Here is a 25,853-nt window from a genome sequence, read left to right as displayed (position 1 = left end):
GGTCGATACCCTGGGCTCATGGCCACTACACCCGAGCACGTCGACGTGCTCATTGTGGGTGCCGGATTATCGGGCATCGATGCCGCCTACCATCTGCAGCGCGCTTTCCCGGGGCGGACCTACGCCCTTCTGGAGATGCGCGACGCCAGCGGCGGCACCTGGGATCTGTTCCGCTACCCGGGTGTTCGCTCCGACTCGGACATGTTCACTCTCGGCTACCGATTCCGGCCATGGCTGGGGGAGAAGGCCATCGCCGACGGCGACTCGATTCTGGCGTACGTGCGCGATACCGCTACCGAGAATGGAATCGATCAGCACATCCGCTATCGGCACAAGGTGGTGCGGGCGGAATGGTCCTCGGCGCGGAATCGCTGGACGGTGACCGCCGACCATGACGGCGAAACGGTCACCATGACCACGAACTTCCTGTTCAGCTGCTCCGGCTACTACCGCTACGACGAGGGCTACACCCCGGACTTCGCGGGCACGGAACGGTTCCCCGGCCCGATGATCCATCCGCAGCACTGGCCCGGGCACGTCGATGTCGAGGGCAAGCGGGTGATCATCATCGGCTCCGGCGCCACCGCGGTCACCCTCGGACCCGCCCTGGTCGAGCAGGGCGCACACGTGACCATGCTGCAACGCTCGCCGTCGTACATCATCCCCAGGCCCGCATACGACGGATTCGCCGATCGCGCTCGCAAGTTCCTGCCCGCGCGTGCCGCCTACGCCCTGGCCCGCGCCAAGAACGTGGCGCTGAGCACGTTGATGTACCAACTCTCGCAACGCTATCCGAAGCGCATGCGGATCTGGATCCGCAGCTGGCAGGAGCACTGGCTGCCCGAGGGCTACGACCTCGACACCCACTTCAACCCCGGCTACGAACCCTGGGATCAGCGACTGTGCCTGGCCCCCGACGGCGATCTGTTCCTCGCCATCCGCCGCGACGAGTTGCACCTGGTCACCGACCGCATCGAGACCTTCACCGAGACCGGGCTGCGCCTCGAGTCGGGTCGTGAACTGGGGGCCGACCTCATCATCACCGCAACGGGTTTGAATCTCATCCCGTTCGGCGGCGTCGAACTGGTGGTGGACGAACGCAAGATCCACCTGCCCGACACGATGGTCTACAAGGCCATGATGTTGTCCGAGGTCCCCAACTTCGCGTTCGTCTTCGGCTACATCAACGCCTCCTGGACGCTCAAGGCGGATCTGGTGTGCGAATACGTGGTCCGGCTGTTGCGCCACATGGATGCCGAGGGCTACGCCAAGGCCATGCCGGTGCGTGACCCCTCGGTCGGCGCCGCGCCCTTCTTCGACTTCGAGCCCGGCTATGTGCTCCGGTCCCTCGACATCCTGCCCAAGCGGGGCGACCGTGCGCCGTGGCAGCTGCACATGAACTACCTGCGCGACCTCCCGACACTGCGCTACGGCAGGATCACCGACTCGGCCATGCGGTTCGAACGGGCGTAGGGGTAGCCCTGGAGGCCATCCGGCCCGCTATGCCGCCGGCGGCCTTGGCGCTGAACGGCTTCACCGCTTCGGCGAGCAGATCGACCACACCGATCCGGGGACGCAGCTGCCCGCGTCGATGAGACGCGCGATCATCGGTCGGCTACGTGCGGATGGATTCCCGGACGAAAGCCACCTGACTGGTGAGATCCCATATTCGGCGGGCTCGTATGCCCCTCGAGAGTCAGGGATGTGCGGGTGACCCGCGGGCTCGGAGGGCGGCGTAGCTGTTCCGGTCAGTCGCGAGGGTCGCGGCTCGTTCGGCAGCGAACCGGGGGTTGCAGCCGACGAGGTCGGCGAGGACAGGTGCGGGGATCGCGCGCAGACGCTCGCGCGTCGTCACCGGGTGAGCCCCGGATAACAGCCATATCCGGGGCAGCGCACGCGCCGGCGTGCAGCGATACCGCGTCAGCCGTGGGCGACGTGCCGTCATCTGGGGCCAAGCCCCAATGTGTTGTTTTTCGCGTGGTTACTACTGGACCCTCGGTGGCCTCATTCGCTGATCGGCCCACCTCTTTGTCTGGGCCGGACTCGCCGACTATGGGCGGTGACCGCGACGGCGGTCAGTCCGGCGTGCGCTCGATCAATGCGGTGAGCGCGGCGCGCAGGTCGGGGCGAGCCGCGCCGGAATACAGTTCGGCGAGCGCGATCTCGGCCACCATGGCGATGACCAGGAGCGCCACCGCGGGCGGGTTCGCCCAGCCCAGCTGTTCGATATCGGGTGAGATCGCCGCGGCGACCAGCTGATTGCGGGCGGTCACCTCGTCGAGCAGATCGGCCTCGGTGCGAGACTGGGCGAGAAAGGCTTTCGTGCCCCGGGTGGCCAGGCAGGCGTCGAGGTAGGCGGTGAGGCCGGCGCGCAGTCGCTCGCGGCCGGGCGCGAGGTCGCCGACGGTGGCGAGGACGAGACCGGTCAGCTCGTCGTGATACCGACGGTGCAGCGCGACCAGGTAGCTGCGCCGATCCGGAAAGTGATGGTAGAAGGTGCCTTTCGCCATGGCGGCGGCCTGGACCACGGCATTGACCGACAGTCCGGCCAGGCCTGTGCGCGCGGCGACCTCCGCCCCGGCGTCGAGCAGGGCGTTGCGGCCCGGTTCCGCGGGTCGGGGCATGGCCGAAATCCTTTCCTGCGCTGTCTCTTCCCCGAAGAGTACACAACGGCTAGCCTATGACCGACCGGTCGGTCATGCGCGGCGCGTAGGGGGCATCGTGGGGCCGACCGGCACGAATCCCCTGGGAGTACCCATGCGATCGGCCACCCGCTGCCTCACCGCCGCCGTCCTGTTCGCCGCCGCGCTCGCCGTATGCCCGGCCGCGGCCGACGAGCCGGATCCGTCCTACAGCTACTTCGGCGGACTGGCCGCCGAGCTCATCGCGCCCGGGCAGGCCCCGCCCGGCGCGAACGATTGGTCCTGCAAACCCGCTGCCGCGCACCCGAATCCGGTGGTGCTGCTGCACGGGCTGTCCAATGACACCGTCACCTGGAACACCCTGTCCGCGGTCCTGGTGAACGCCGGCTACTGCGTGTTCACCACGACCTACGGCACCGGTGCGCTCGGCCCGGTCATGGGCGCGATCACGCCGGTCGAGACCAGCGCCCGGCAGATCTCCGACTTCGTCGACCGGGTGCGCTCCGAAACCGGCTCGGACAAGGTCGATCTCGTCGGTCACTCGATGGGCGGCGCGGTGCCGTTCTACGCCCTGAACCACTTCGGCGCCATCCCGAAGATCGACCGCTACGTGGCGCTGGCCGCGCCGCTGCACGGCTCCACGGTCAGCGGCCTCGCGAACCTGCAGCCGCTGCTCGAATCCACCGCGCTCGGAGCGGAACTGGCTGCGCAGTGCGGGCCGTGCCAGCTCTCGCCCGGCTCGAAGGTCGCTGTCGACCTGAACGCGGATCCGGCCCTCGCACCGGACATCCGGTTCACCACCGTGGTCTCCCGCTACGACGAGATCGCCACCCCCTGGACCACCGGCCTGCTGGACGGCCCCAATGTCGACGACGTGGTGCTGCAGGACCTCTGCCCGACCGACTACACCGAGCACTACGAGCTGCCCGCTGATCCGGTCACGGTGCGCGTGGTCCTCAATGCCCTCGACCCCGCGCACGCCGCACCTGTCTCCTGCACGGTCGTCCTGCCTTTCGCGGGACCGCTGAGTCGATAGCAATTCACCATTCGGGCCGCCTGCCGCCCATACCCGCCCCGACATCCGCACCCGCACGAACGAAGGCCAGCGCATGACCGACTGCGAATCCCTCACTCGCACTAGGCAATTCGGGCAAGAGGTGACGGTCGAGGGCACGCTCGCCGCGCTGCGGGCGGCCCGGGCACGCGCGCACGACGAGCTCGAAGCCGCACTGGCGGCCGGACTCGCCACCGCCGCGATCGAGGACCGGATTCTCGATCTCGACGACCAGATCACAGTCATCGCCGAGGCGATCGTGAGTCTGAACCCCGGATAGCCTCCTGCTCGCGCCGTCGAGAGGGGACAAACCTCGGGACGCATGAGCCCATGACGAAGGGTGCATTTCCAGTCGGCTAATTCTCGGGGAATTCGATCGCCGGATCCTGATCCGAGCCGAGCAGGAAGTGGGCCAGGAACACCACATCCTCGTCCAGCGCGTCGAATTGGGCGATGCGCACCGCCTCGGGTTCGAAGAAGACATCGCCGGGACGCAGCACGACCAGCGGTTCGTCCTCGAGGCGATAGGCCACCGAGCCGGACACGATGCTGCCCACGGGACCGTTGTGCGTGTGCAGCCCGGCCGCCGTGCCCGCGGGCATGAAGATGCGGCGGGTCTGGATGCGTTCGGTGTGCTTGGCCGGCGAGACCCGCACGTCCTGGACGACGGCGCGGGTGGCGGCTGAGAAGGGTTGGGGCGGTGGGGTTTCCGGCATGGGCCGAGCCTAGTCCGCAACCCCCGGATCTCCTTGACTGCCTGGAGTGCGTCAGTTCGCGGTGGATTCGAACAGCCCGGGAATCGTGAGCGCGTACTCGACGTCCTCGCGGGTGCCCAGCATGGTGAGCACGCCACGGATCATGGTCAGGCGGGCGGCATCGATGGTGGCCTGATCGGGTTCGCCGTGTGGCGCGGCCGCGGAAATGCGGTAGACGACGAACTCGCACGTTTGCAGCGCGGTGTCGAGATCCAGATCGGTGGGGGCCGGACGCCCCAGGCTCGCGATCTTGGCGCGCACCAGGACTCGAATGTCCTCGATCGCCTGCTCGCGGTACGCGGACACCGGCGAGCCCGGGTCGTGCAACTCGGCGAACAACGGCGCCAGCATCGAGCCGTGGCCGCCCGCCCAGTGCAGGTACGCCTCGATCATGTTGATGCCCAGTTCCACCGGTTGCTCGGTGCGTTCCAAAGCGGATCGGATGCCGCCCACCAGATCCTCGTTGGAGATGGTGAGCACCGCGTGCAGCGGCTCGGTGGCATTGGCGAAATACCGGTAGAAGGTGGGCCGCGCCAGCCCGGCTTTCTCGATGATGCGCGCCACGCTCAGCCCGCGCGAACCCTGTTCGGCGAAGACCTCGGCGGTTGCCAGCACGATGCGGGCGCGCACCTGGTCGGCCTGTTTCTCCGTCTGCGGCGGACGGCCGCGACGGGCGGGGGTGCTCTTGCCCGCCGGAAGGCTTGACATGGTGTGCGTCACGTCCATTAATCTAACACCAGTGTTCATGTAACACCGATGTTCAGTTAATAGTGGGTTCCACCCGCACACGACTCCTCGAGAGGGCGACCAATGACGACTGCCCCGCAGCTCGCCGCCGCCGATGCGCTGCCTTTTGACCTGGTCCAGCGTCTGCTCGGCCATGCCGTCGCGGGCGGCGCGCCCTCGGTGGAAGTGCTCGCGCCCGCCACCGGCGCCAAGATCGCCGACCTGCCGCAATCCTCGGTCGCCGATATCGAGGCCGCCTTCGCCACCGCGCGGAAGGCCCAGCAGGAATGGGCGCAGGTGCCGGTCGGGGAGCGGGCCGCGCTGCTGCGGCGCATTCACGACCTGGTGCTGTCCGAGCAGGACACCATCCTCGACATCATCCAGCTCGAGACCGGCAAGTCCCGGGTGCACGCCTTCGACGAGGTCTCCGACGTCGCGGTCAACACCCGCTACTACGCGGCCGAGGGCAAATCGATTCTGGCGCACCGCAAGCCGCGCGGCGTCATGCCGATCCTCACCCAGGTGGAGGTGCGCAACCGGCCCAAGGGCGTGGTCGCGGTCATCTCGCCCTGGAACTACCCTCTCGCGCTGGGCGCCTCGGACGCGCTGCCCGCGCTGCTGGCCGGCAATGCCGTCATCGGTCGGCCGGACAACCAGACCGCGCTGACGCTGCTGTGGGCCATCGACATCGCCGAGCGCGCCGGTCTGCCCAAGGGTCTGTGGCAGGCCGTGCTCGGGCGCGGCGCGGTGGTCGGCACCGAGGTCATCGCCCGCGCCGACTATGTCGACTACACCGGGTCCAGCGCTACCGGGCGCACCATCGCCCAGCAGGCGGGGGAACGGCTCATCGGCTACTCGCTCGAACTCGGCGGCAAGAACCCGCTGCTGGTGCTCGCGGACGCCGACGTGTCCGCGGCGGCCAAGATCGCGGTGCGGGCCTGCTTCGCCTCGGCCGGGCAGCTGTGCGAATCGATCGAGCGAATCTACGTGCACGACAAGGTGTACGACCGGTTCGTCGCCGAATTCGTCGCCCACACCAAGGAGTTGCGCCTCGGCAAGACTCTGGACTTCAGCTATGAGATCGGGTCGCTGACCTTCCCGCGCCAGATCGAGACCGTCAGCAAGCACGTCGACGACGCGGTCGCCAAGGGGGCGACAGTGCTCGCCGGCGGCAAGGCGCGGCCGGACCTCGGACTCTACTTCTACGAGCCCACTATTCTCGAGGGCGTGGTCGAGGGCATGACCGTCTACCGCGAGGAGACCTTCGGCCCGGTCGTGTCGGTCTACCGCGTCACCAGCGACGACGAGGCCGTCGCCCAGGCCAACGACACCGCCTACGGCCTCAATGCCAGTGTGTGGAGCCGCGATACCGCACGCGGGCGTGAGGTGGCCGCACGGGTGCGCGCCGGATCGGTGAACGTGAACGAGGGCTTCATCGCCGCCTGGGGCTCGGTGGCCGCGCCGTCGGGCGGGCTCGGCATCTCCGGCACCGGTCGCCGGCACGGGCCCGAGGGCCTGCTGAAATACATCGACACCCAGACCATCGCGGTGCAGCGGGTCCTGCCCATCGCGCCGCTGCCGGGCATGTCGGAACAGCTGTGGGCCAAGACCATGACGCTCTACCTGGGCGTCATGAAGACACTGCGGCAGAAGTGATTCCGCCGATCATTCGACAGGGGTGCAGAGGGGTATGAAGACCGTAGCGGGCAAGAAGGTTCTGGTCACCGGGGCGGCCATGGGGCTGGGCAAGTCGTTCGCGCAGCGCGCGGTGGCCGAGCGGGCCGCCGATGTGGTGCTGTGGGACATCAACGAGAAGGCGCTGAAGGAGACCGCGGCCGAGCTGGCCGCGCTCGGCGGCAGCCGAATCCACCACTACGTGGTCGACGTGTCCGACCGCGACGCCATCGCCGAGGCGGGCGCGACCGTGCGCGCCGAAGTCGGTGACATCGACGTGCTGGTCAATAATGCGGGCATCGTGCGCGGCAACGGATACTTCTGGGAAACCGACAACCGTGCCGATATCGACAAGACCATGGCGATCAATTCGCTTGCGCCCATGTACATCACGCTCGAGTTCCTGCCCGCCATGGTGGCGAACAAGGGCGTCGAGGGGCGTGTGCTCAACATCGCCTCCTCGGCCGGTCTGGTGGCCAACCCGCGCATGAGCGTGTACGCGGCGTCCAAGTGGGCGGCGCTGGGCTGGTCGGACTCGGTGCGCCTGGAGCTGGAGCAGTCCGGCAACGAGCACGTCAAGTTCACCACCGTATGCCCCACCTACATCAATACCGGAATGTTCGACGGCGCCAAGGGATTCTGGTTCACCCCGATCCTGGAGCAGGAGGACGTCGTCGACACCTCTTGGACCGAGATGAAGAAGGGTTCCGCCCTGGTGGTCCTACCCTGGACCTCCCGCCTCAACCGCGCCATCTCCGGCCTGCTGCCGCTGAAGGTGCGCGACTTCTACCTCAATACGGTGGGCGTCTATCACTCGATGGACGAATTCACGGGCCGCAAACCGTAATTCGGGCCGGACCGGCTGAAAGTAAGCGAGTCGATCGAGCCGAGGTCGGTGCCCGCAGAATCAACGGCACCGACCCGGTGCCGTTCTCTGGTCGGGAAGGCCGAAGGCAGGGTGAGCCGCCGCTCGGACGGGGGTTCGCTTCACCAGCGAATCGTCGGATGGACCCATCGATCGGCGTGGTCTTCGCAGAACATCTCGCCCCCGCTCGGGTCAGCGCGCGGTGGTGTCGGTGGTGATGACGAAACCATGGCCGACGCGGTGACGAGGCGAGACCCGTGCACGACTCGACCTAGCGTGCATACATACGGTCTCGATGTCGGAATCGCCTGCGGCAGAAGGCATTTCGTGAAGGCCGACACAGTGGGCACGGCTGAACGGTGAGGTGATGCGATGGCACAGAACGTCTTTCTATCGCACCGTGACGCTCACGACCGGTAGGCCGCATCGACTCCACGTGTTGCGATCTCGACGGTCGCATCCAGTCCGATCTCATACACGATCAGGGCGATCACGAATGCCCACACGATATTCCGACCGCGCACGACGGCGCGCCCGCCGAGGTACATGCAGGTCAGCCCCGCGATGAACCAGGACATCCACAGGCACGCCTGCGCCGGTACCGATTTCGCCGCGCCCGTAGTGAGCCGATGCCAGTCGCCGCCACCGTAGATGAAGTCCGAGTAGCTCGCCATCACACTCAGCGATACGACTGCGGTGAAGAGCGTAACCAGCAGGCCGACCACCACTGTGCAGACCGCGAAGGTGTTGGCTCGGGCACGCTTGTAGTCGACCTGCCCTTGTTCGACGGTCATACTCCGCAGCCCCGGACGTGTACCAGGATGAGGAGCTTTCCAGCGCTACGGGCAGCGGTCAATTTCGCCCGCACTGCCTGGTTGCCCACGGTGTGCGTCCACGGGTTGGGGTTGAAATACACCGAAGCACCGCAGTGATCAGGGCGCGACCCGCTCGCGGTCTGGATCTCTTCGGCCGCGCTCTCCCGGACTCGATCGACGGGCCGCAGTGGAATCGACGGCACCGACACTGCCGTTACCGGATCCGGATATGGTTGCGGCCCAGCGAAATACGCCAAACCCTCGGGCAGATCGTCGCCCGGCGACCAACTGATGACCGCGAGCCGCTCGAACCCGGCGACAGTCACCTCATCGGCGATCCGCACCGACTCGACCGGACGGTCCTGCCACTGGTGAAGCCGATACCTTCCGAACACCGGGAGCCCCACCAGCGCCACCGCCGCAATCGCGACCCGGCCCAGTCGAACCGCACGGCCGCGCCCTCGCCGAGTATCCGTATCTGTCATCCGATCCCCTCCTGATCGCGTACAGTACCTTGACCAGCAGGTCTTGGAGGCTCGGGCAAATGTCTACGGAGGCAACAACCTCCGACAAGCCGTCGCTTACCTACCTCGCCGGCATCGCCCTAGCCTCGTCGTCGGCTCCGAACATTGATCGCCTCCCACCGAACGCCTTATGCCGCATAGTGCGCTGACCGAACCGGCCAGCGCGGGTGCGTGGAAGATCTGTCAACTCCGGTCGGATGTGGGACGTCGACCCGCCTGGTCCGGCCCGAACCTGACCCATCGTGGCCATGACGCGGGCGCCCTCGTAGCTATCAGCCGATGGTGTGCACCCACGACCCCCCTTTGGCTCAAACATTCGTCCCGGAAGTTCGGGGAACGGTTTCGGGCATGGTCAGTTGCACCAGCATCGCACCGATCAGCACGAGTACCGCTGCGGCCATCTGGGGCAGCCCGAGGGACTGGCCGAGCAGTAGCCAGGCCAGCACGGCCGCAACCAGGGGTTCGGTCACAGCTAGCACGCTGGCCAGAGCCGAGGGCAGATCGCGCAGGGCTCGGAGCCCGGCCAGATAGGGCAGTACGGTGCCAGCCACGGCCAGTACCACCAGCACCAGCCATACCGGTGCCTTCAGATCACCCAGCACCGTCGAGGCTGTGAACAGCTGGAAGGGCAGTGTCCATGGTGGGGTGAACGCCGCCGCGACTACCGCGCCGACGGCCAATCCGACCGCAGTCAGCCCAACCGAGTCGTGCCTGCCGGCACCGTGCTCGCCGAGCAGGAAGTACCCCGCCGAGCAGATCGCCGAACCCAGCCCAGCAGCAGCACCGAGCACATCCAACTCGGCACCGCGCCAGACCTGCGCGACGAACGCCAACCCGGCCACCGTCAACCCGATGCCCAGCCACACCGACCCAGGCAACCGTGTGTGCCGCACCACCCGTACCCACGCCGCGACCAGCGCAGGCGCCAGATTGACCAGCACCATCGCCACGCCCACCGGAACCCGGGCCACCGCAACGAAGAACAACAGCTGCACCCCAGCGACCCCGAGTGTCCCGTAGCCCACCAGCAACCACAGATCGGCACGAGCGAACCGCAGCGCCCGCGGTCGCACCACCGCAACCAGTGGCATCAGCAGTACCGCAGCCACCGCGATCCGGACCGAGGTCACCGCTGCCGGGGACCAGCCCGTCACCATCACCGCTTTGGCCAATGGCCCGGAGCTGGCGAACAATACCCACGAGATCACGCTCCAGCCGGTCGCCCGGGCTCGGATCGGCGTTCGTCCCGCCTTTCCCGTCGTCACCACTGGTGCAGTGTGACCACACGATCACTGACCCAACCACAGAATTTCTGGCTACCGGGTTGTCTCCCGCAGGGCTGCAACAGTTTTCGATCATGTATCTCGAACGCGCTGTCATGCGCCAAGTCGCGCTGACCGAACCGGCCAGCGCGGGGCTTGCATTCCTGCCTAGGAATCGGTGAGCCCTTGCACCTGCGACGCGAGGGCGGCGTGATCGACCTCGCGGGTGGTGTCGACGAGCAGTACCGGACCCACGCCGAGCGGTGCCGCACGGGCAACCCAGTCGTCCCAGTTCTCGGCCAGGCGCTGCTGAATAGCCGATGAGCCAGCGCCGTGTCGGTGCCGTTTTCCCGACAGCGACACGCTTGTGCAACCTGCGATCGCCGTCCGCGAGTGGCCCCTATGGGATGTCGTCACCCGCCAGCAACAACGCTCTCCGCTGATTCGCGGCTGCCGTGGCGAGGATTTCCGGTACATCCTCGGCCAGCAGGAAGCCTGCCGCGACCGTTTTTTCGGTTGCCGCACGGAATGCTTGGAGGTAGTCGTCCGGAGGGGGTCCGGGGAGAGGTCGCGTGCAGCCGAACATGATCGCCGGACCGCCGTCCTCCTGTCCGAGCCCGGACAGCACCACCAATGGAACGTCCAGCCACGGTGTGCGGATGCCGCCTAGCGCGTTGCCATTTGCGTCCAGCACCAGTTCCCCGGCGGATACAGTGAGCCGATCGGCGTGCGCCGGAGCGGGTCCGCCATCAGCCCATTGGGACAGCGCCGCGAGGGCGCGCTGCACGACGTAGTGATGTTGCGGACCGGAATTGATCGGCTCGGGGAATTCGACGCCTAGTGGATTGCGTCGCGGTGCCATCCGCTCGGCCAGTTCCTCCGCGGTCAGAGAACCCGAGTCGGTGAACGATGCGCCGACGGTGTACGAGTCCGCGTGCGCGGCGCCGGCCAGCTCCCAGAGCCGGAACCGGTCGGAGTCGGGCTGGCGGGCGGCAATCGAGCGCATGAGACCGACGACCTCGAACTCCGTTTGGAGCACGAGCACCGGCGCGGTCGAATCCGCACGCACCCGCGTACCGCCGTCCAGCGCCTCGGGGTCCACCAAGCCGGTCAGCGTGGCAGGGCGGCCCGGCCGCCCGTCGATGAGGTACGCATCGTACGGCGAGCCATGCGGCGCAATGGCATTCACAAATGTCACGAGCGTGGCCGCGGATTGCGACTGCCCGGCCGCGAGCAGCTGCCGGGTCCCCGGCTGCAGTCTTCGAATCACCTCTCCCGCCTGCCGGTAGATGTCGTAGCAGTAGGCATCGCCAGGATGCGAAAGATCGGCATAGCGCACCGGATCCACCTGCTTCAGCGGCGGCAGCAAGACCGAGTTCCAGGTGTCGTCCCCCTCGGCCGCCGCGGCCATGACGCTGCCGCCGTGAATCGGCGCGTACTGCGCGGAAACCCCGATCCAGGCCATCCGGGCCCGGACGAGATGCCGGTGTGCCAGCAGCCAGATCGGCGGCGCGTCCGCACCGGAGGATGCGTTGAGCCACTCCACGACAGCGGTTCCGCAGTAGCCCTCGACCGGTCGGTACACCACGAATCTGGTCGTGAACGGTGCGAGGCCGTCCGGCTCGGTCGCCCACTCCCCGTCGTCACCGGCCGAGCCGGTCAGGCGGTAGGACCCAGCCGTACCGGACAGGAAGTACTCCTCGGCGACATAACCGACATCGGACAGTGGGAAGAATGTTGTGATCAGGTTGATCGGACCAGCCACCGGACCGGAAAGCTCCATCCCGAAACCCTAACAAGTGCTTGGTTTTTGGACAATCACCGACTACCAAGCCCATCTGCGGAGCGTTGTCGATCGCTTGATCGCGAACGGGGCATCCCTCAAAATCCCAGATGAGTTCGGAAAGTTTTCCCCGTCGATCGCCAATGGGCAGCGAACGCACTGTATTGCCGGCATACCGGTCGTTCGGGAACACCGCGCCTCCAATCGACAAAATGAGCAACCGCCGCGGCAGCGAGCTCGACTGCTGGATGAAACAGGTCCGCGAGGCCGAATTACCCCAACTCGCGCCCTTCTTGACCGGTCTCGATCAAGACCACGACGCCGCCGTCGCCGGCCTGACCCTGCCCTACAGCAGTGGCCCGATCGAGGGCGTGAACACGAAAACCAAGCTGGTCAAGCGGCAGATGTATGGCAGGGCCGGCTTCCAGGGCTACCCCGACATCGAATCCTGTTGGCATAGCCGGCTATCCGCTACCGCCGAAAGAGGGACAGAGCCGTTAGCTGGACAGACCCCTACAGTTTGACGGCAGGTTTCTGCCGTATTCCGGTCGCACCTCTGTTGGGGATTCCGGCGTGCGGGTCAGCGACAGACGGGAGGTCGATGGAGATGGCTGCGTTTGGGTACTGCGGTTCGCCCAGGTGTCGGTCGGCTGGGGGTTGTCGCTGTGACGACAATCCGTGCGCTCGCGTGTTTCAGGTGGACTCATACCACTGGGTGAGGGTTCGGGGAGTGATCACTCTCAGGAGTGATTGATCCAATCTGGTCTTCGGCGATGAGCTTTCTGCATGATCACAGTGACTCACCGTCTTCCGCGAGCCCGACGAATCCGGGTGACCGCCGCAGTCGCGGGCGCCGCACTGCTGTTCGGGACGTCGACCCTCACGGCGGGGTGCGGCAGTTCACCGGAGTCGACGCACTCGGCACCGGCACCGGCACCGGCCCCGGCAGACGCCGAGCGCGGACGACTCGTGAAGGCCGAGCACCTGCGCACATACGCACCCGATGATGTCAGAAGGGAACTCACCGCCAGCGAATTCGACTCCAGTACAGTGGAATTCGGCATCGACACGTATCGACTCACCTATGACACGGTCGGCACAGACGGTCGGACGACGACAGCGAGCGGACTGCTCGCCTTACCCCGCAACGACAAACGCGACCTGACCACGGTGGCCTACGAGCACGGCACCCAGCCCACCAAGTCCGAAGCCCCATCGGTGGCCGAGGACAGCGGCGACCGCGCCGCGACAATCACCTACGCGGCCGCTGGCTTCGCCGGCGTCGCACCCGACTACCTCGGATTGGGATCGGGACCGAACCCGCACCCGTACCTGGACCTGCCCTCCGAGACCACCGCATCGGTGGACATGCTGCGCGCCGCCCGCACCCAGGCCGCAACCCTCGGCCGCCGGCTGGGCAACGACGTCGACATCGTGGGATTCTCCCAGGGCGGACCGGCCGCGATGGGACTGGCGCGCGCACTGCAGAGCGGCGCGGACACCGACTTCCGGGCAACCGCGGTCGCCGCGATCAGCGGACCGTTCGACCTGCGAAACGGCGAACTGCCCGCAGTGTTCGACGGCACCCTGGACCCGGGCGCGGGCTCCTTCTACAGCGCGTACCTGCTGGTGTCCTGGAATCGCCCACACGGTCTGTACAGCTCGCCGAGCGAGGTGTTCCAGGCACCCTACGACGACACCGTTGAGCAACTGTTCGATGGCCTGCATTCCTTCGAGGACATCGCAGGGGCCCTGGCGCCGGATGTCGATCACCTGCTGACCCCGCACGGCATCGATATGCTGCGCAATCCGACCGGCCCACTCGCCGCCGCCATGAACATCGCTGATAGCACCTGCAGCGACTGGACACCCCGAATGCCTGTACGGCTCTACACCGGCAGCCAGGACCGCGACGTCTCCGCGAACAACAGCGTCGACTGCCAGACCGCGCTGCGCCGACGCGGCGTCGACGCCTCGATCACCGATGTGGGCCCGGTGGACCACAACGGTTCCGGCATCGGCGGAACCGCCCTGGCCGTGCGCTGGTTCATGGACTCGAGCACCGCAAAGTAGATCCGACTTACGTAACGTTCGTGGATCACGACCACGCGCGACGAGAACATCTTCTTGCGCGCGCTGCTCGGCATTCGGCTGCTACCGGCAGCGCAGCTGGCTCAGATGAAGCAGACCGTCCCGGTGAACACGGAGCTCCAACAGCTTTGGCCCTCGGCTGATACGGACTCGGCCTGGCCGAACGCTCGCTGAGCTGCGGAGGCACCTATTGGAGCCATGAGGGAGACGACAGCTGCATCACCCTCGACGGCGCCCCGGGCGACGCCACGCGAAGCGCCGTGGTGTCGATATCCGTTGCGCCGAGTGTGATTGCGGCGGAATGGTCCCAACGTTGGGTGAAAGGCGACCTTGCCGTCGTAGTAGATCCGTCCTCTGTTGCCCGGCATGCGCACTTGCGTCAACGCGATCGTGTGCAGGGCGTTGCTGAGCTGGCGATCGCCGTGGCGGGACAGTCGATGACGAGACTCGTCGGCGCTGGCGATTTCTATGGGCGCGGTGCCGGTGTGGGTTGCGTTTGCAGGTTCGAATCCTGCGAGGGCACATCGGCGGGACGCTCCGAGACCGTCTGGTTCGGAGACTGATGGGACAGAGCCAGGGTCGCGACCGACGTCGCGGCTTGGCAGGCCTGTCCGGGTTCGGTCTGGGTCGGGAGGATGACCTGGGTGTAGAGGAGTTCGCTGAACGCCTCGCCGGTGTCCGAACGATGTTGGCCGGGCCAGGTGTCCCAGCGCTTTGTCGTTGTGGTGATGACGCATCGGCCGGGCCCGCTCGTCTTGCTGATATCCCACACGCGTGCCGGGAATCCGTTGATGGTGGAGCGTTTACCCATGAACAGGTTCGGGTCGTTGATCATGACCGACACCATCGCTCCGGGAGGAGTGTCGGAACCGTCGTCGGCGCGCCACTGACAGTCCTGTTCGGAAGGCGTGGACTTGTCGGCGAGGCCGGTCAGATTCAATGCGGTCTCGACCTCCGGCAGGGATATCGAGCCGCACAGGTCGTATCCGCGCAGTGAGTCGCTCGGGTAGGCGATGTGCGAATACCGCCCACTCTTCATGGTCGCGACGATGGCATCGACCGCATGATCTCGTGCCGGGCACGGATCGACATCGTTGAGGCGCTGACCATTTCGGTCGGTGCTCGCGTGCAGCAGAACTCCCTCGCCGCCGGCCAGCCGAACCGTCGCGTCACACCGGGCGCCGTTCCGGGATGTGCCCTTGGTGATGTGTATCGGCCCGCGGTCGGTCGACACCGCATCCGATGAGGCGAGGTCGGCAGTGTGGGCCCCGAGGATCGTCCAGACCGCTATGCGTCCTTGATCCTTGCCCACGAGGCTCAGGCTGAGGTTGCACCTGACGAAGTCCGCCGGTTCGATTGTGATCGCGGCATCGACGGCCTTCAGATCGGCGAAGGCGCTCGGTGCGATGAATCCACAGGGATCCAAGGTCGTCACGTCTCCGATCGGTGGCACCGACGCCGAGGAATCGGCGTCGGTGCCACAGCCCGCGTCCAGATAGGCGACGAAAAGCAATGCGGCGATGGACCCAATCGTCCTGCCGATCCGTCGACGATGGATCACGACCCCTCCGAATACCGTTGCGAAGCAAGCGACTTGAAACCCCGGTGACCAGCCTAGTGCTTCCGTTGGATGTCGGACTCGGCAGCCCGACCCGTCTTCTCAATCCCCTCGATCAAAGATGGAGGGGCGAGTCGAACGCCTCCTGCTATGACTACGACGAGGACGAGGACGAATGAGAGCATCCTGGTCGTATCGGCCCCGTGACTCGGTAACCGATTGCCAGTTGCGGGACCCTGAGCATCAGGGCCGACTTGGACCGGCTTCGCACGTCGGGCCACGCCGCTACTCATGCGATTCGGAGCGATCAGCGCGGGACTGCGAAAGATCAACGGGCAGAGCGTCATAAGGCCTGCGACGATGGTGAGTATCGTTAGGATCGCGGCATGGCGAGTCGCATTGTCGATCGAACGTCTGGTGAGACCGTTCGGCGTTCGGTTGTCTTGGGTGGGGGGCGGCGTACCCGGTTCGGCGTGGATGGCGGGTTTGGCCGCCGAATTACGCCGCCGTGGAATCGATTTGGGCTCTGCCGACACGATAGTCGGCACGTCCGCAGGCGCGGTCGTCGGGGCCGCGCTGATAACGGGGCGGGATCTGTACTCGTTCGCCGACGATCCACGTCCCCCCGGCAGCACACAACCACCGTCGGTGGTGAAGCCCGAGCTGCTTGCCACTGCTTTCTCGGTGCTGTTCGACCGGACGTTGGATCGTGATACGGCGCGGCGAAAGCTGGGGCGAATGGCGATGGCCGAGCAGCCGGCGCAACCGGCGCATATCGAACCGATGGAGTGGCTGGTCGGTGGCAACGACTGGCCGGATCACAGGCTGCGGATCGTCGTCGTGGACGCGGCCAGTGGTCAGCGCGAGGTCTGGGACAGCGGCAGCGGTGTGCCCCTCGCGACCGCTGTCACCGCGAGCCGTTCCTTTCCGGGAGCCTTCCCGCCTGTTGTCGTCGGAGACCGCTACTACATTGATGGCGGGGTGTGGTCACCCACCAATGCGGATCTCGCCGCGGACGCGGACCTCGTTCTGATCGTTGAGCCGTTGGCGCACCGGGTCCCGCCCGAACACGTTCGGACCGAACTCGCGACGACGGTGGCCGATACCGTCGTGCGGTTCGGCCCGGACGGGGCCACGATCGACGTTTTCAAGGCGTTCGCGACCGATCCGGACGTTCTCGCGAGCTGGCCGGTAGCGTTCCAAATGGGCGTTCGCCAGGCAGACGAGCTGGCACAGCAGTTGATCCGCGCGGGCTGGTTGTCGCCGAAGCGCTGATGCGCACCCAGGTCGCGCACGTGACGGGTCGCACGGTGATACCGCTGATCGCGCTGTCCGAACCGGCCAGCGCGGGGCAGCCGAAGATCAACCGGCCGTGCCGATCCGGGGCGGAGGCGCCTTCATGCCGATGGCCGGGAGATCGGAGTGGCCAGCCCATTAGGCGGAGTGTCGGTTCAACTCCGACAGTCCCTGTCCAGGGTGTTCGCAGGAGCGTGGACACGATCTCGGCCGCACCGATGAATTCTGGGTGGATCCGTCGTCGATACCTCTGGATACACCGACAGCGGTGGGCCAGAGCAGAAACAATCGATCCGGGCAGTGATCCGGGTGAGCGGGAGGCGCGGTGAGCGGTACCAAGGTGTTGGTGGCGGGAGCGAGTATCGCGGGGCCCGCGCTGGCCCACTGGCTGTGTCGGCGGGGGGCCGAGGTGACCGTGGTGGAGCGGGCCCCCGAGTTGCGTCCCGGTGGGCAGGCGGTGGATGCGCGCGGGGTTGCCAAGGAGGTCATCCGGCGGATGGGGCTGGACGCGGCGGTGCGAGTGGCGCGCACCGAAACCGCGGGCGCGTACACCGTGGACGTGGACGGGAAGGTGCTGGAGACCTATCGCGCGGACGATGACGGCGGCGACGGGTACATTTCGGAGATCGAGATCCTGCGCGGGGACCTGTCCCGGGTGCTCTACGACGACACCCGCGACGGTGTCGAGTATGTCTTCGGTGATCGGATCGACGAGCTCACTCAGGACGCGGACGGGGTCGACGTGGCTTTCGCGGGTGGCGACCGCCGACGCTTCGACCTGGTGGTCGGGGCGGACGGACTGCACTCGGCGCTGCGGGCGATGGTCTTCGGGCCGCGGGAGCGGTTCGTCCGCCACCTCGGGCATGTGCTGGCCTTCTACAGCGTGCCCAACGAGTTCGGCCTGGACCGCTGGCTGATCGACTACCAGGAGTCCGGGCGCTCGGCCGGCCTGCGGCCCATCCAGGACACCACCCGGGCGATGGCCATGTTTTGCTTCTCCTCGGCCGACCTCGATGTCGACTACCGCGACGTCGCGGCCCAGAAGCGCCTGCTGCGCGAGCGGATGACCGGCATGGGCTGGCTGACTCCGCGCATTCTCGCGCACCTCGACGACACCCCGGACTTCTACCTCGACCAGGTCGCCCAGGTGGTGATGGACCGCTGGTCGAGCGGGCGGGTGGGGCTGCTCGGGGACGCGGCTTTCAGCTCGTCGCCGATGTCCGGGCAGGGCACCGGGCTGGCCCTGGTCGGCGCTTACCTGCTGGCCGGAGAGCTGGCCACCGCCGGGTGGGACCCGGAGGCCGGGTTCGCCGGCTACGAGGCTCGAATGCGTTCGTTCGTCGAGGCCAACCAGGAGATCGGCCGGTTGCACGCGCACAGCCGCTCCGTCCCCGGTCCGGGCGCCGAGCCGAGCACCGAGCCCGACGTCGAGTGGCTCCCCGAGCTGATCGAGCGCGCCATCAACGGCATCGAGCTGCCCGATTACGCAGGGGTGCCGGACTCCGGGACACCGGCCGGAACGCCGATCACCTCCTCGGCCAAACCATAGGTGTCACATAACGTGTCGAGCGGGTCGACGCCTCGGTAAGCCACCGCCGGAGGTGGCGGCTTCGTCTACGGCTCACCCCGGACAGCGACGTCACCGACCGCGAATCTGGTGACCCGCAGTGGTTTCCGCGCCTTTTCGGTGGACTCCCGGCTGGCGCCCGAGCGTCCCTTCCCTGCCGCGATCGACGACGCCCTGAGCGCCTGCCGAGCCCTGCTCGACAGCGGTGAACATCCCTCGGCGATCGTATTGGCCGGCGATTCCGCCGGCGGCGGCCTGACTGTCACCACGTGTCTCGCGGCCCGCGACGCAGGCGTGCCCCTGCCCGCCGCGATCGTGGCGTTCTCGCCCGGACTGGACAGGACCCGCACCGGCGAAAAGCACGGACACCAAAGCCAGCGTCGACCCGCCGTTCGGCGGCGGGATGGCGGCTATGACTTCGGGGCATGGCGGAGTCGTAGTAGCGAATTGATATGGCCCGCGCGGCAAACCTCGTGCGGGCCATGGTCGTTCATGAACGATTAACGCTGCCTGCGGTTGGCTCGATAGCCACGTGACGGTGACGGCGCACGCCAGCAAACCTGTGCCATACTCGGCCCGGGCGAGCGCAGCGCCCGAGGGAGGAAAGAGAACTCAATGGGCCTGTTCGACATGATCCGCGGCGAATTCGTCGACATCATCGAATGGTTGGATGACACCCGCACCACGCTGGCGTGGCGGTTTCCCCGCTACGAGAACGAGATCAAGAACGGCGCGGAGCTGATCGTTCGGGAGGGGCAGCAGGCCGTCTTCGTCTACCGCGGACAGCTCGCCGACAAGTTCGGGCCCGGTCATTACCAGCTGACCACCGAGAACATGCCGATCATGTCCACCCTGCAGGGCTGGCGGCACGGCTTCAACTCCCCGTTCCGGTCCGAGGTGTACTTCGTGAACACCCGCGCGGTCACCGACATGCGCTGGGGCACACCGCAGCCGGTCACCGTGCGCGACCCCGACTTCCGCATGGTGCAGATCCGCGCCAACGGCACCGCGAACGTGCGCGTCACCGATATCGAGGTGTTCCTGCGCCAGATGATCGGCACCAATGCCGAGGTCGACGCCGAGGTGCTCAGCGAGCAGTTGCGCGCCAACGTCGCACTGGCCTTCTCGGACATGGTGCTGGCCTCCGGCCTGGGCGCCATCGATCTCCAGGGCCGCCAGGTCGAACTCTCCGACAAGCTGCGCGAATTCGTGGGCCAACGCCTGGCCGGATTCGGCGTCGGCGTCGAGGGCGTCACCATGACCATCTCCCTGCCGGAGGAAATCCAGCAGGCCATGACCCGCGGTGTGGCGCGCGGTGTCGAAGCCGGCGGCTTCATGAACAATGTCGACCTCAACCGCTACCAGCAGATGCAGGCCGCCGACGCCATGCTCGCCGCCGCCCAGAACCCCGGCGGCGGCATGGGAGCCGCCATGCAGGCCGGCATGGGAGTGGTCCTCGGCGGCCAGATGGCCGGCGCCATGCAGGGCAGCATCGCCCAGCCGCAGCAGCCCGGCTACGGCCAGCCCCAGCAGGGCGGCTACGCGCAGCAACCCGCCGCCCCCCAGCAGCCCGCGCCACCGCCGCTGCCCGGCCAGCAGCAGTTCCACTTCGACAACGGCGGCCAGCCCGCGGGTCCCTTCCCCATCGACCAACTGCGCCAATACATCTCAGCCGGCCAGCTGACCCGCGAGACCAATGTCTGGACCGAGGGCATGCCCGGCTGGCAACCCGCCAACTCCGTCCCCGCCCTGCAGCCGCTCTTCGCCACCCCGCCCCCGCTGCCCGGCACCCCGCCGCCCCTGCCCCCGCAGTAGCGCCGCCAGAGTACATCCGGTCTGTCCGAGCCCGGCCAGGCCACACTCGTCGGCGCCCACCCGGCCGCCGACGGGTGCGGTGCCGTACCCGCCTCCGCCGAATCCCCGGCCCTCGCCGAACGCCCGACAACTCGGTGCGTCCCGAATCTCCTTCCACCGCAATGGCACGACCGTCGAGTCCGCCGCACCGAGTGAGCCCCGATGAACGACAACCAGCCCCAGCACCCCTCCGGTCCACCGCCCCTTCCGGGTACCGACCAGCCCGCGCCGCAGACGGCCGGCCACGATCCGGCCCGAGGCAGTCTGCCGTCCACGCCACCCCCGCTCCCCGGCGGCCCCACCGCGGGATCCCCTATCCCGCCGCCGCTTCCGGTTGCCGGACCCGCCCAGAGCGGAATTCCGGCCATGCCGCCGCCCGGTGCGACCCCGCCGCCGCTGCCGGGTGGAGCATCGGTCGCCGCGCCGCCTTTCACCGCCGCCGGACCTGGAACCGTTGCGCCATCCGAGCTTTCCGGAACCGGCGCTGCCTCGGGGCCGCCGCCACTTCCAGCCGCCGGACGTGGACAAGGCGGAGTGCCGCCGATGCCGCAAGCCGTATCGAGTTCGCCGCCGCAGATCGTCGGGCCGCCGCCCGTCGCTTCTGGTGCGGGAACGGCCGTGCCGCCGCCACTTCCGAACTCCGGCTCCGGCCATGCGATGCCGCCGCAGGGGACGACCCCGCCGCCGCTCCCGGTGCAGGGGCCGCCGGTCATCGTGGCTCCGGTGATTGTGCCGGGCACGGATGTCGGGGGTGCGGGCGCGGAAAACCCTGTGCCGCAGGCGCAGGCGGGGGTGCCGGATCGGGCGATGGTGCATCAGACCGAGTCGACTCGGACCTATCCGTGCTCCTCATGTGGGGCGCAGTTGGTGTTCGATCCGGTGGGGCAGGATTTGTTGTGTCCCAGTTGCGGGAATCGGTCGGCGGTTGCCGCGCCGAATGTTCCCGTGGAGGCTCGGGAACTGGGTCCCGCTATCGCGGCGCTGCGGGAGACGCAGGCGCAGGCGTCGGGGCCGCAGGTGACGGGGGAGTGGGAGGTGAAGTGCCAGAATTGTGGTGGGACAACCGGATTCAATGGCAGCCTCACCGCTACTCGGTGCCCGTATTGCGCTACACCTATTCAGCGCGACGATGTGCACAATGCGCCGGCTCGGTTGCCGGTGGACGGAGTGCTGCCTTTCCAGATCGGAGAGAAGCAGGCTCGGGAGCTGGTCGAGAAGTGGGTTTCGAAGCGGTGGTTCGCGCCGTCGAATTTCCGGAAGTATCGGCGGATCGGGGCGTTCTCGAGCCTGTATACGGCATATTTCACCTATGACGCGGACACCCAGAGCTGGTATCAGGGGGAGCGCGGGGACGACTATCAGGTTCGGGTCGGGACGGATTCGGATGGGGAGCCGATCTATGAGACCAGGACTCGCTGGTATCCGGTGGCGGGTGAGGTCGCCAACGATTTCGCCGATCTGCCGGTGCTGGCCAATGACAATTTGAACCGCAATCGGATTCGGGCCTTGGAGCCGTGGCCGGTGGAGCAGGCACGGGCCTATTCGCCGGAATTCGTGGCGGGACACCTGTGCCGTACCTACGACAAGGACGCCGAGGAATCGTTTCCGGAAGCGCAGCAGCGGATCGAGTCGGCCATCGAATCGACGGTGCGGTCCGATATCGGCGGTGACCACCAGCGCATCCACCAGTTGAACACGAACTGGAACTGGCTGGCGTACAAGCATCTGCTGCTGCCGATCTGGCTGCTGACGGTCGTCTACATGGACACGACCTATCAGGTGTACATCAATGGCCTCACCGGCCAGGTGTCCGGCGACCGCCCGTGGAGCAAGGTGAAGATCATCGCCGCCATCCTGGCGGTGCTCGCCGTGATCCTCGCGGTGGTCCTCGTGTACAGCAAGCTGCACGGCCATCACACTCCCGCCCATCCGAGCGGCCCCGCCCACTCCACGGTCGCCCCGCCGCGCCCCACCAGCCATCGATGACCGCCCGACGAAAGTGATCCGACCGTGCTGATTCTCGTGCTGATCGTGGTGATCCTGGTGGCGGCGGCGGTCGGTGGCGTCCTGTTGCTGTCCTCCCGTCAGAAGAGCGCGACGGCCGCCGCCAACCAGGTCGTTCCCGGTATCGCGACGCGTGCCCCCGCCTCGTGGGCGGGCTCGCACGACCCTGAGCCGCGCCTGCACCGCCGCCTGCGCGACGCCGTGCGAGCCCTGCACACCGCCGACTCTTTGGACGACGGCACCACCATCGTCCTGCGCGCCGAACTCGAGCAGGCCGCCCTGGCCTGGGACGACCGTCTGGTGGCCATGGCCGCCCTGCCCGTGGCTGCCCGCCGGGACCAGTTGGCGACCGCGACCAAGGCGGTGGAATCCATCGAAGGTGCGGTGGCGCAGTACGTTTCGGCCGCGACGCAGCGCACCGCCGCCGACGTGAACGCGGGCCTGACGGCGGCGCGCGCGCAGCTCGAGATCCAGGCCGAGATCCGCAGATCCCTCGAGGCGAGCTGAGGCCGGGAACCGCTGCGATCCCCGTGGTGAGCACGCCGACCGCGTGAGCAAACCATTGTGTCGAGGCCCGGAGGGGATCGTGACGGACAACGAGGAGGCGAAGAAACTCGTCATACGCTCGATCGAGCTGATAGGCAGTGGCGAGGTCGACCGCAGCGGGTCACCCGGCGGGCGTATCCAGTTCCGCCAGTGAGCGAATGACGGTGATTCCATCGTCCGGCATGCCGCTGTGTCCATTGCGGACCAGCCAATACGCCCGCAGCCCGGCATTTCTCGCGCCGAGCGCGTCCCAGTCGTACCGGTCGCCGACATAGGCGACCCGATCCGGCGGCAGGCCGAGCATCTCGCATCCCGCGAGGAAGATCGCCGGATCAGGTTTGGACGCACCGAATTCGTCCGAGCACAGGATCGCTTCCCCGAAGTGGTGCAGCAGCCCGACCGTGCGCAGTTTCCGGGTCTGGTACGGCAGCGAGGCGTTCGACACGATCCCGAGCGCCATCCGCCCGTCGAATCGCCGCAGCACCGGCGCGGCGTCCGGGAACGCGGCCCACGCGGCGTCCCGTAGTACGGCATAGCGGGCGAACCACGCCACCGGGTCCTCGGCCGCCACCCTCATGTGCGCGAGATATCGCTCGGTCCGCACCCGCTGCTGCCCCTTGAAGGTCAGCTCGCCGGCCAGGAACCGCGGATACTCTTCCTCCTCGATCGCCCGCCACAGCGCCACCGCCGCATCCGGCGACTCGAACCGGTCCAGCAGCCCTTCGGCCGCGAGATGCCGCAGGAGCCCGATCCGCGCCGTCGCCGAATAGTCGATGAGCGTGTCATCGACGTCGAACAGCACACCGCGAATCGTCATGCCCGTGTTCCGATCACCACGGTGGCCCCCATCTCCTCACACTCCGCGATCCGGGCCGCCAGCCCGTGCGCCCGCATGATCTCCGCCGCGATCGGCGCTTGCCGCTCGCTCTCCTCGACGAGCAGCCGCCCGCCCGGAGCAAGCCATTCACCCGCGACGGCCGCGATCCGGCGCAGGACATCCAATCCGTCGGCCCCGCCGTCGAGCGCCCGCCGCGGCTCATGCTCTCGCGCCTCCGGCGGCATCCACGAGATCTCCGCCGACGGCACATACGGCGTATTCGCCAGCAGCACATCCACTCGCCCGAGTAGATCCGAAGGCACCGCCTCGAACAGATCGCCTTGAAAAACCCGCCCCCCGACCCCCGCGAGATTTTCGCGCGCGCAGACCACGGCCGCCGGCTCGATATCGGCCGCCGTCAACTCGACCCGAATCCCTTCGTCCCCCAATTCCTTCGTCAGCGTCAATCCCAAAGCCCCACAGCCGCAACACATATCGAGCGCGATTAGTGGGCCTTGAGACGGGGCCGAGGGCTCGGCAGCAAGGGTTGAAGGCATACCGCTGCGATCCGAAGGCGTGTGCGGCAAGCCGTCCCGCGGTGGCACATCGGGCGCCGTATTCTCGGGGGCGCGGAGATCGTCCCGCGGTGCTCCAGGGCTGGCGCCCGCGTCGGCATTCCGCTGTCGGATCACGCTGCGCCCCAGCTCGATTGCCTGCTCGACCAGGAATCCGGTCCGCTGCCGTGGCACGAAGACCCCGGGCGCGACCGTGACGCGCTGCCCGCGAAACTCCGCCCACCCCAGCAGATGTTCCAGCGGAAACCCGGCAATGCGCTGCGTGACAAGCGATTCCAGGTGGTCGGCGTCGGTGGCCGCGCCGAGCAGCAACGCGGCTTCCTCCTCCGCGAACACGCATCCGGCCGCGCGGAGCCGCACGACCAGGACATCCGTACCGGAAGAACTCACCGCGTCATTGTGCACGCCCGGACAAATGCCCGATGCGGGCGGGTCCGGGCGTGGTGAGATCAGCGTTCGGTCGGGAGCCGCAGGGTGCGGATGGTGTCGAGATAGATGCCGCGCTGGCCGCTGCGGGCCGGCGGGGGCAGCTGCGAGACCAGCTGTTCGAGGGAGGTGGTCGCGCCGATGACCGGGATACCGGCCACGATGAAGTCGGCCACCGCCCGCCGAATGTGGTTGGGGGAGGTCACCACAATGGCGCTGGTCGCGCCCGCGTCCCTGAGCATCTGCGCGCCGAACAGCGCATTCTGCACGGTCGAATCGGCGCGATGTTCGGCCAGGATGCGATCGGCGGGAATGCCGTGGCCGACCAGCCAGCCCTGCATGGCGGCCGCCTCGGTGATCCCGTTCTGCGGATTGCCGCCGGTCACCAGGATCGGCGACATGGGCGAGGCGATCGCCTGCAGCCACGCCGCTTGCAGCCGGCTCACCAGTTCGGGCCGCATGGATCCGTCGGGCAGCAGGCCATAGCCGAGCACCGCGATGCCGGTCTGCGGCCCGGCGATCGCCGGAATCGGGTTGGGCAGCGTGCCGATCGCGGCGCCGATGGCCCGGAAGACGCTCCGCGTCCGGTCGGCGAGCCGACCGTCGACGCCATTGAGCCGGTTCAACGCCATCTCGCGGGTGATGACGTCCCCGGTGTAATCCGACCAGATGGCCTGCAGCGCCAGCGCCTGGGCGTCATCCGGTGATTCGGCGAGCAATTGGCGCAGATCGGCGAGCCCGGCAGCCTCATCGCCACTGGTGAAATTGTCTTGCGCGGAGTTGTACAGCGCCGCGGTGTCCGCGTGCGCGGTGCCGGTGCCGAGGATGGCGAGGGTAGCGGCCGCCGCCGCGAGCAGGGTGGAAAAACGCCTGGCGATCTGCACTGCTGTCGACCTTTCGGGGCGTGTCACGCATTGCTGTTGCCGGCTATCCATGGAATTAGCTGGCTATTGTCCCAGTACTGGATGGAGACACGATACGACTGCCCACGGCACTTGTCGGGTATTTGCCGGACGGAT

General features: G+C 67.4%; 25 protein-coding genes and 1 pseudogene. 13 read left to right on the top strand and 13 right to left on the bottom strand.

Going from position 1 to position 25,853, the window contains the following annotated elements:
* Window positions 1-18: 18 nt before the first annotated feature.
* A complete protein-coding gene (locus GLP40_RS17140; protein ID WP_154788900.1) occupies window positions 19-1,473 on the top strand; it encodes a flavin-containing monooxygenase in 1,455 nt (484 codons plus the stop codon).
* Between the two features lie 602 nt (window positions 1,474-2,075).
* Here the strand turns inward: GLP40_RS17140 and GLP40_RS17135 are convergent.
* Window positions 2,076-2,624 carry a TetR/AcrR family transcriptional regulator gene (locus GLP40_RS17135; RefSeq protein ID WP_154788899.1) on the bottom strand — a complete coding sequence of 183 codons (549 nt, stop codon included), beginning with the start codon at window positions 2,622-2,624 and terminating at the stop codon, window positions 2,076-2,078.
* 133 nt (window positions 2,625-2,757) lie between these two features.
* Between GLP40_RS17135 and GLP40_RS17130 the strand changes: the two genes are divergently transcribed.
* Entirely contained in the window at window positions 2,758-3,678 is a 921-nt protein-coding gene (locus tag GLP40_RS17130) for an esterase/lipase family protein (protein WP_154788898.1), read from the top strand.
* Window positions 3,679-3,751: 73 nt separating this feature from the next.
* Window positions 3,752-3,976, top strand: coding sequence for a hypothetical protein (locus GLP40_RS17125; protein ID WP_154788897.1), 225 nt, complete (start codon window positions 3,752-3,754; stop codon window positions 3,974-3,976).
* A 76-nt stretch (window positions 3,977-4,052) separates the two neighbouring features.
* On the opposite strand, the gene GLP40_RS17120 is transcribed toward GLP40_RS17125, so the two are convergent.
* Both GLP40_RS17120 and GLP40_RS17115 read right to left on the bottom strand, forming a co-directional pair.
* A complete protein-coding gene (locus GLP40_RS17120) occupies window positions 4,053-4,412 on the bottom strand; it encodes a cupin domain-containing protein (protein ID WP_154788896.1) in 360 nt (119 codons plus the stop codon).
* Between the two features lie 51 nt (window positions 4,413-4,463).
* On the bottom strand, window positions 4,464-5,171 hold the full coding sequence (locus tag GLP40_RS17115) for a TetR/AcrR family transcriptional regulator (RefSeq protein ID WP_328290271.1): 708 nt from the start codon (window positions 5,169-5,171) through the stop codon (window positions 4,464-4,466).
* Window positions 5,172-5,261: 90 nt separating this feature from the next.
* Between GLP40_RS17115 and GLP40_RS17110 the strand changes: the two genes are divergently transcribed.
* Both GLP40_RS17110 and GLP40_RS17105 read left to right on the top strand, forming a co-directional pair.
* Entirely contained in the window at window positions 5,262-6,833 is a 1,572-nt protein-coding gene (locus GLP40_RS17110; RefSeq protein ID WP_154788895.1) for a succinic semialdehyde dehydrogenase, read from the top strand.
* Between the two features lie 34 nt (window positions 6,834-6,867).
* Window positions 6,868-7,698, top strand: a complete 831-nt coding sequence (locus GLP40_RS17105) for an SDR family oxidoreductase (RefSeq protein WP_154788894.1) — start codon at window positions 6,868-6,870, stop codon at window positions 7,696-7,698.
* A 425-nt stretch (window positions 7,699-8,123) separates the two neighbouring features.
* Here the strand turns inward: GLP40_RS17105 and GLP40_RS17100 are convergent, their stop codons facing one another.
* From GLP40_RS17100 to GLP40_RS17080, 5 genes are all read right to left on the bottom strand, one after another.
* Entirely contained in the window at window positions 8,124-8,510 is a 387-nt protein-coding gene (locus GLP40_RS17100) for a hypothetical protein (protein WP_154788893.1), read from the bottom strand.
* Complete coding sequence (locus tag GLP40_RS17095; RefSeq protein ID WP_154788892.1) at window positions 8,507-9,016, bottom strand: hypothetical protein; 510 nt, start codon at window positions 9,014-9,016, stop codon at window positions 8,507-8,509. The genes GLP40_RS17100 and GLP40_RS17095 overlap by 4 nt, the downstream gene beginning before the upstream one ends.
* 347 nt (window positions 9,017-9,363) lie before the next feature.
* Window positions 9,364-10,323, bottom strand: coding sequence for an EamA family transporter (locus GLP40_RS34865; RefSeq protein ID WP_328290270.1), 960 nt, complete (start codon window positions 10,321-10,323; stop codon window positions 9,364-9,366).
* A gap of 162 nt (window positions 10,324-10,485) precedes the next feature.
* Window positions 10,486-10,680 carry a hypothetical protein gene (locus GLP40_RS17085; RefSeq protein WP_154788891.1) on the bottom strand — a complete coding sequence of 65 codons (195 nt, stop codon included), beginning with the start codon at window positions 10,678-10,680 and terminating at the stop codon, window positions 10,486-10,488.
* A 37-nt stretch (window positions 10,681-10,717) separates the two neighbouring features.
* Window positions 10,718-12,100, bottom strand: coding sequence for an alpha/beta hydrolase domain-containing protein (locus GLP40_RS17080; RefSeq protein ID WP_154788890.1), 1,383 nt, complete (start codon window positions 12,098-12,100; stop codon window positions 10,718-10,720).
* Between the two features lie 212 nt (window positions 12,101-12,312).
* Here GLP40_RS17080 and GLP40_RS17075 point away from each other — a divergent pair, with 212 nt between their 5' ends.
* The gene (locus GLP40_RS17075; protein WP_196054706.1) at window positions 12,313-12,624 is read left to right on the top strand and encodes a transposase; all 312 of its coding nucleotides are present in this window, start codon (window positions 12,313-12,315) and stop codon (window positions 12,622-12,624) included.
* 307 nt (window positions 12,625-12,931) lie between these two features.
* Entirely contained in the window at window positions 12,932-14,173 is a 1,242-nt protein-coding gene (locus tag GLP40_RS17070; protein WP_230329640.1) for an alpha/beta hydrolase family protein, read from the top strand.
* Between the two features lie 101 nt (window positions 14,174-14,274).
* On the opposite strand, the gene GLP40_RS34860 is transcribed toward GLP40_RS17070, so the two are convergent.
* Together GLP40_RS34860 and GLP40_RS34855 are read right to left on the bottom strand one after the other, a co-directional pair.
* The gene (locus GLP40_RS34860; RefSeq protein ID WP_328290307.1) at window positions 14,275-14,625 is read right to left on the bottom strand and encodes a hypothetical protein; all 351 of its coding nucleotides are present in this window, start codon (window positions 14,623-14,625) and stop codon (window positions 14,275-14,277) included.
* Between the two features lie 32 nt (window positions 14,626-14,657).
* The gene (locus tag GLP40_RS34855) at window positions 14,658-15,752 is read right to left on the bottom strand and encodes a hypothetical protein (protein WP_196054715.1); all 1,095 of its coding nucleotides are present in this window, start codon (window positions 15,750-15,752) and stop codon (window positions 14,658-14,660) included.
* Between the two features lie 288 nt (window positions 15,753-16,040).
* On the opposite strand from GLP40_RS34855, the gene GLP40_RS17060 reads away from it, so the two are divergent.
* The 6 genes and pseudogenes from GLP40_RS17060 (at window position 16,041) to GLP40_RS17035 (ending at window position 22,977) form a co-directional block, all read left to right on the top strand.
* On the top strand, window positions 16,041-17,024 hold the full coding sequence (locus GLP40_RS17060) for a patatin-like phospholipase family protein (RefSeq protein WP_154788888.1): 984 nt from the start codon (window positions 16,041-16,043) through the stop codon (window positions 17,022-17,024).
* A 346-nt stretch (window positions 17,025-17,370) separates the two neighbouring features.
* Window positions 17,371-18,594 (top strand): FAD-dependent monooxygenase, encoded by a 1,224-nt coding sequence (locus GLP40_RS17055; RefSeq protein ID WP_328290269.1) that lies wholly within the window; start codon window positions 17,371-17,373, stop codon window positions 18,592-18,594.
* Window positions 18,595-18,657: 63 nt separating this feature from the next.
* Window positions 18,658-19,116 (top strand): annotated as a pseudogene (locus GLP40_RS17050) (alpha/beta hydrolase fold domain-containing protein); the annotation flags it as partial.
* Between the two features lie 111 nt (window positions 19,117-19,227).
* Window positions 19,228-20,427: an SPFH domain-containing protein gene (locus GLP40_RS17045; RefSeq protein WP_154788887.1), complete on the top strand. Its 1,200-nt coding sequence runs from the start codon at window positions 19,228-19,230 to the stop codon at window positions 20,425-20,427.
* Between the two features lie 984 nt (window positions 20,428-21,411).
* On the top strand, window positions 21,412-22,452 hold the full coding sequence (locus tag GLP40_RS17040) for a hypothetical protein (protein ID WP_196054704.1): 1,041 nt from the start codon (window positions 21,412-21,414) through the stop codon (window positions 22,450-22,452).
* 24 nt (window positions 22,453-22,476) lie between these two features.
* Window positions 22,477-22,977: a hypothetical protein gene (locus GLP40_RS17035; RefSeq protein WP_154788886.1), complete on the top strand. Its 501-nt coding sequence runs from the start codon at window positions 22,477-22,479 to the stop codon at window positions 22,975-22,977.
* Between the two features lie 160 nt (window positions 22,978-23,137).
* On the opposite strand, the gene GLP40_RS17030 is transcribed toward GLP40_RS17035, so the two are convergent.
* Genes GLP40_RS17030 through GLP40_RS17015 form a run of 3 tightly spaced genes read right to left on the bottom strand, consistent with a single transcriptional unit; the run spans window position 23,138 to window position 25,718 of the window.
* Window positions 23,138-23,833, bottom strand: a complete 696-nt coding sequence (locus GLP40_RS17030) for an HAD family hydrolase (RefSeq protein ID WP_154788885.1) — start codon at window positions 23,831-23,833, stop codon at window positions 23,138-23,140.
* Window positions 23,830-24,798: a methyltransferase gene (locus tag GLP40_RS33875; RefSeq protein ID WP_328290268.1), complete on the bottom strand. Its 969-nt coding sequence runs from the start codon at window positions 24,796-24,798 to the stop codon at window positions 23,830-23,832. The genes GLP40_RS17030 and GLP40_RS33875 overlap by 4 nt, the downstream gene beginning before the upstream one ends.
* Window positions 24,799-24,857: 59 nt before the next feature.
* On the bottom strand, window positions 24,858-25,718 hold the full coding sequence (locus tag GLP40_RS17015) for a YdcF family protein (protein ID WP_328290267.1): 861 nt from the start codon (window positions 25,716-25,718) through the stop codon (window positions 24,858-24,860).
* Window positions 25,719-25,853 lie beyond the last annotated feature (135 nt).

This window comes from Nocardia aurantiaca, from assembly GCF_009708175.1.
Classification (GTDB): Bacteria; Actinomycetota; Actinomycetes; order Mycobacteriales; family Mycobacteriaceae; genus Nocardia; species Nocardia aurantiaca.
This window is presented reverse-complemented; position numbering and strand designations above follow the sequence as displayed.

Excerpts from the sequence above, each read along its gene's own strand:
- GLP40_RS17140 (WP_154788900.1), top strand. The coding sequence starts at position 19 with ATGGCCACTACACCCGAGCACGTCGACGTGCTCATTGTGGGTGCCGGA.
- GLP40_RS17135 (WP_154788899.1), bottom strand. The coding sequence starts at position 2,624 with ATGCCCCGACCCGCGGAACCGGGCCGCAACGCCCTGCTCGACGCCGGG.
- GLP40_RS17130 (WP_154788898.1), top strand. The coding sequence starts at position 2,758 with ATGCGATCGGCCACCCGCTGCCTCACCGCCGCCGTCCTGTTCGCCGCC.
- GLP40_RS17125 (WP_154788897.1), top strand. The coding sequence starts at position 3,752 with ATGACCGACTGCGAATCCCTCACTCGCACTAGGCAATTCGGGCAAGAG.
- GLP40_RS17120 (WP_154788896.1), bottom strand. The coding sequence starts at position 4,412 with ATGCCGGAAACCCCACCGCCCCAACCCTTCTCAGCCGCCACCCGCGCC.
- GLP40_RS17110 (WP_154788895.1), top strand. The coding sequence starts at position 5,262 with ATGACGACTGCCCCGCAGCTCGCCGCCGCCGATGCGCTGCCTTTTGAC.
- GLP40_RS17105 (WP_154788894.1), top strand. The coding sequence starts at position 6,868 with ATGAAGACCGTAGCGGGCAAGAAGGTTCTGGTCACCGGGGCGGCCATG.
- GLP40_RS17100 (WP_154788893.1), bottom strand. The coding sequence starts at position 8,510 with ATGACCGTCGAACAAGGGCAGGTCGACTACAAGCGTGCCCGAGCCAAC.
- GLP40_RS17095 (WP_154788892.1), bottom strand. The coding sequence starts at position 9,016 with ATGACAGATACGGATACTCGGCGAGGGCGCGGCCGTGCGGTTCGACTG.
- GLP40_RS17080 (WP_154788890.1), bottom strand. The coding sequence starts at position 12,100 with ATGGAGCTTTCCGGTCCGGTGGCTGGTCCGATCAACCTGATCACAACA.
- GLP40_RS17075 (WP_196054706.1), top strand. The coding sequence starts at position 12,313 with ATGAGCAACCGCCGCGGCAGCGAGCTCGACTGCTGGATGAAACAGGTC.
- GLP40_RS17060 (WP_154788888.1), top strand. The coding sequence starts at position 16,041 with ATGCGATTCGGAGCGATCAGCGCGGGACTGCGAAAGATCAACGGGCAG.
- GLP40_RS17045 (WP_154788887.1), top strand. The coding sequence starts at position 19,228 with ATGGGCCTGTTCGACATGATCCGCGGCGAATTCGTCGACATCATCGAA.
- GLP40_RS17030 (WP_154788885.1), bottom strand. The coding sequence starts at position 23,833 with ATGACGATTCGCGGTGTGCTGTTCGACGTCGATGACACGCTCATCGAC.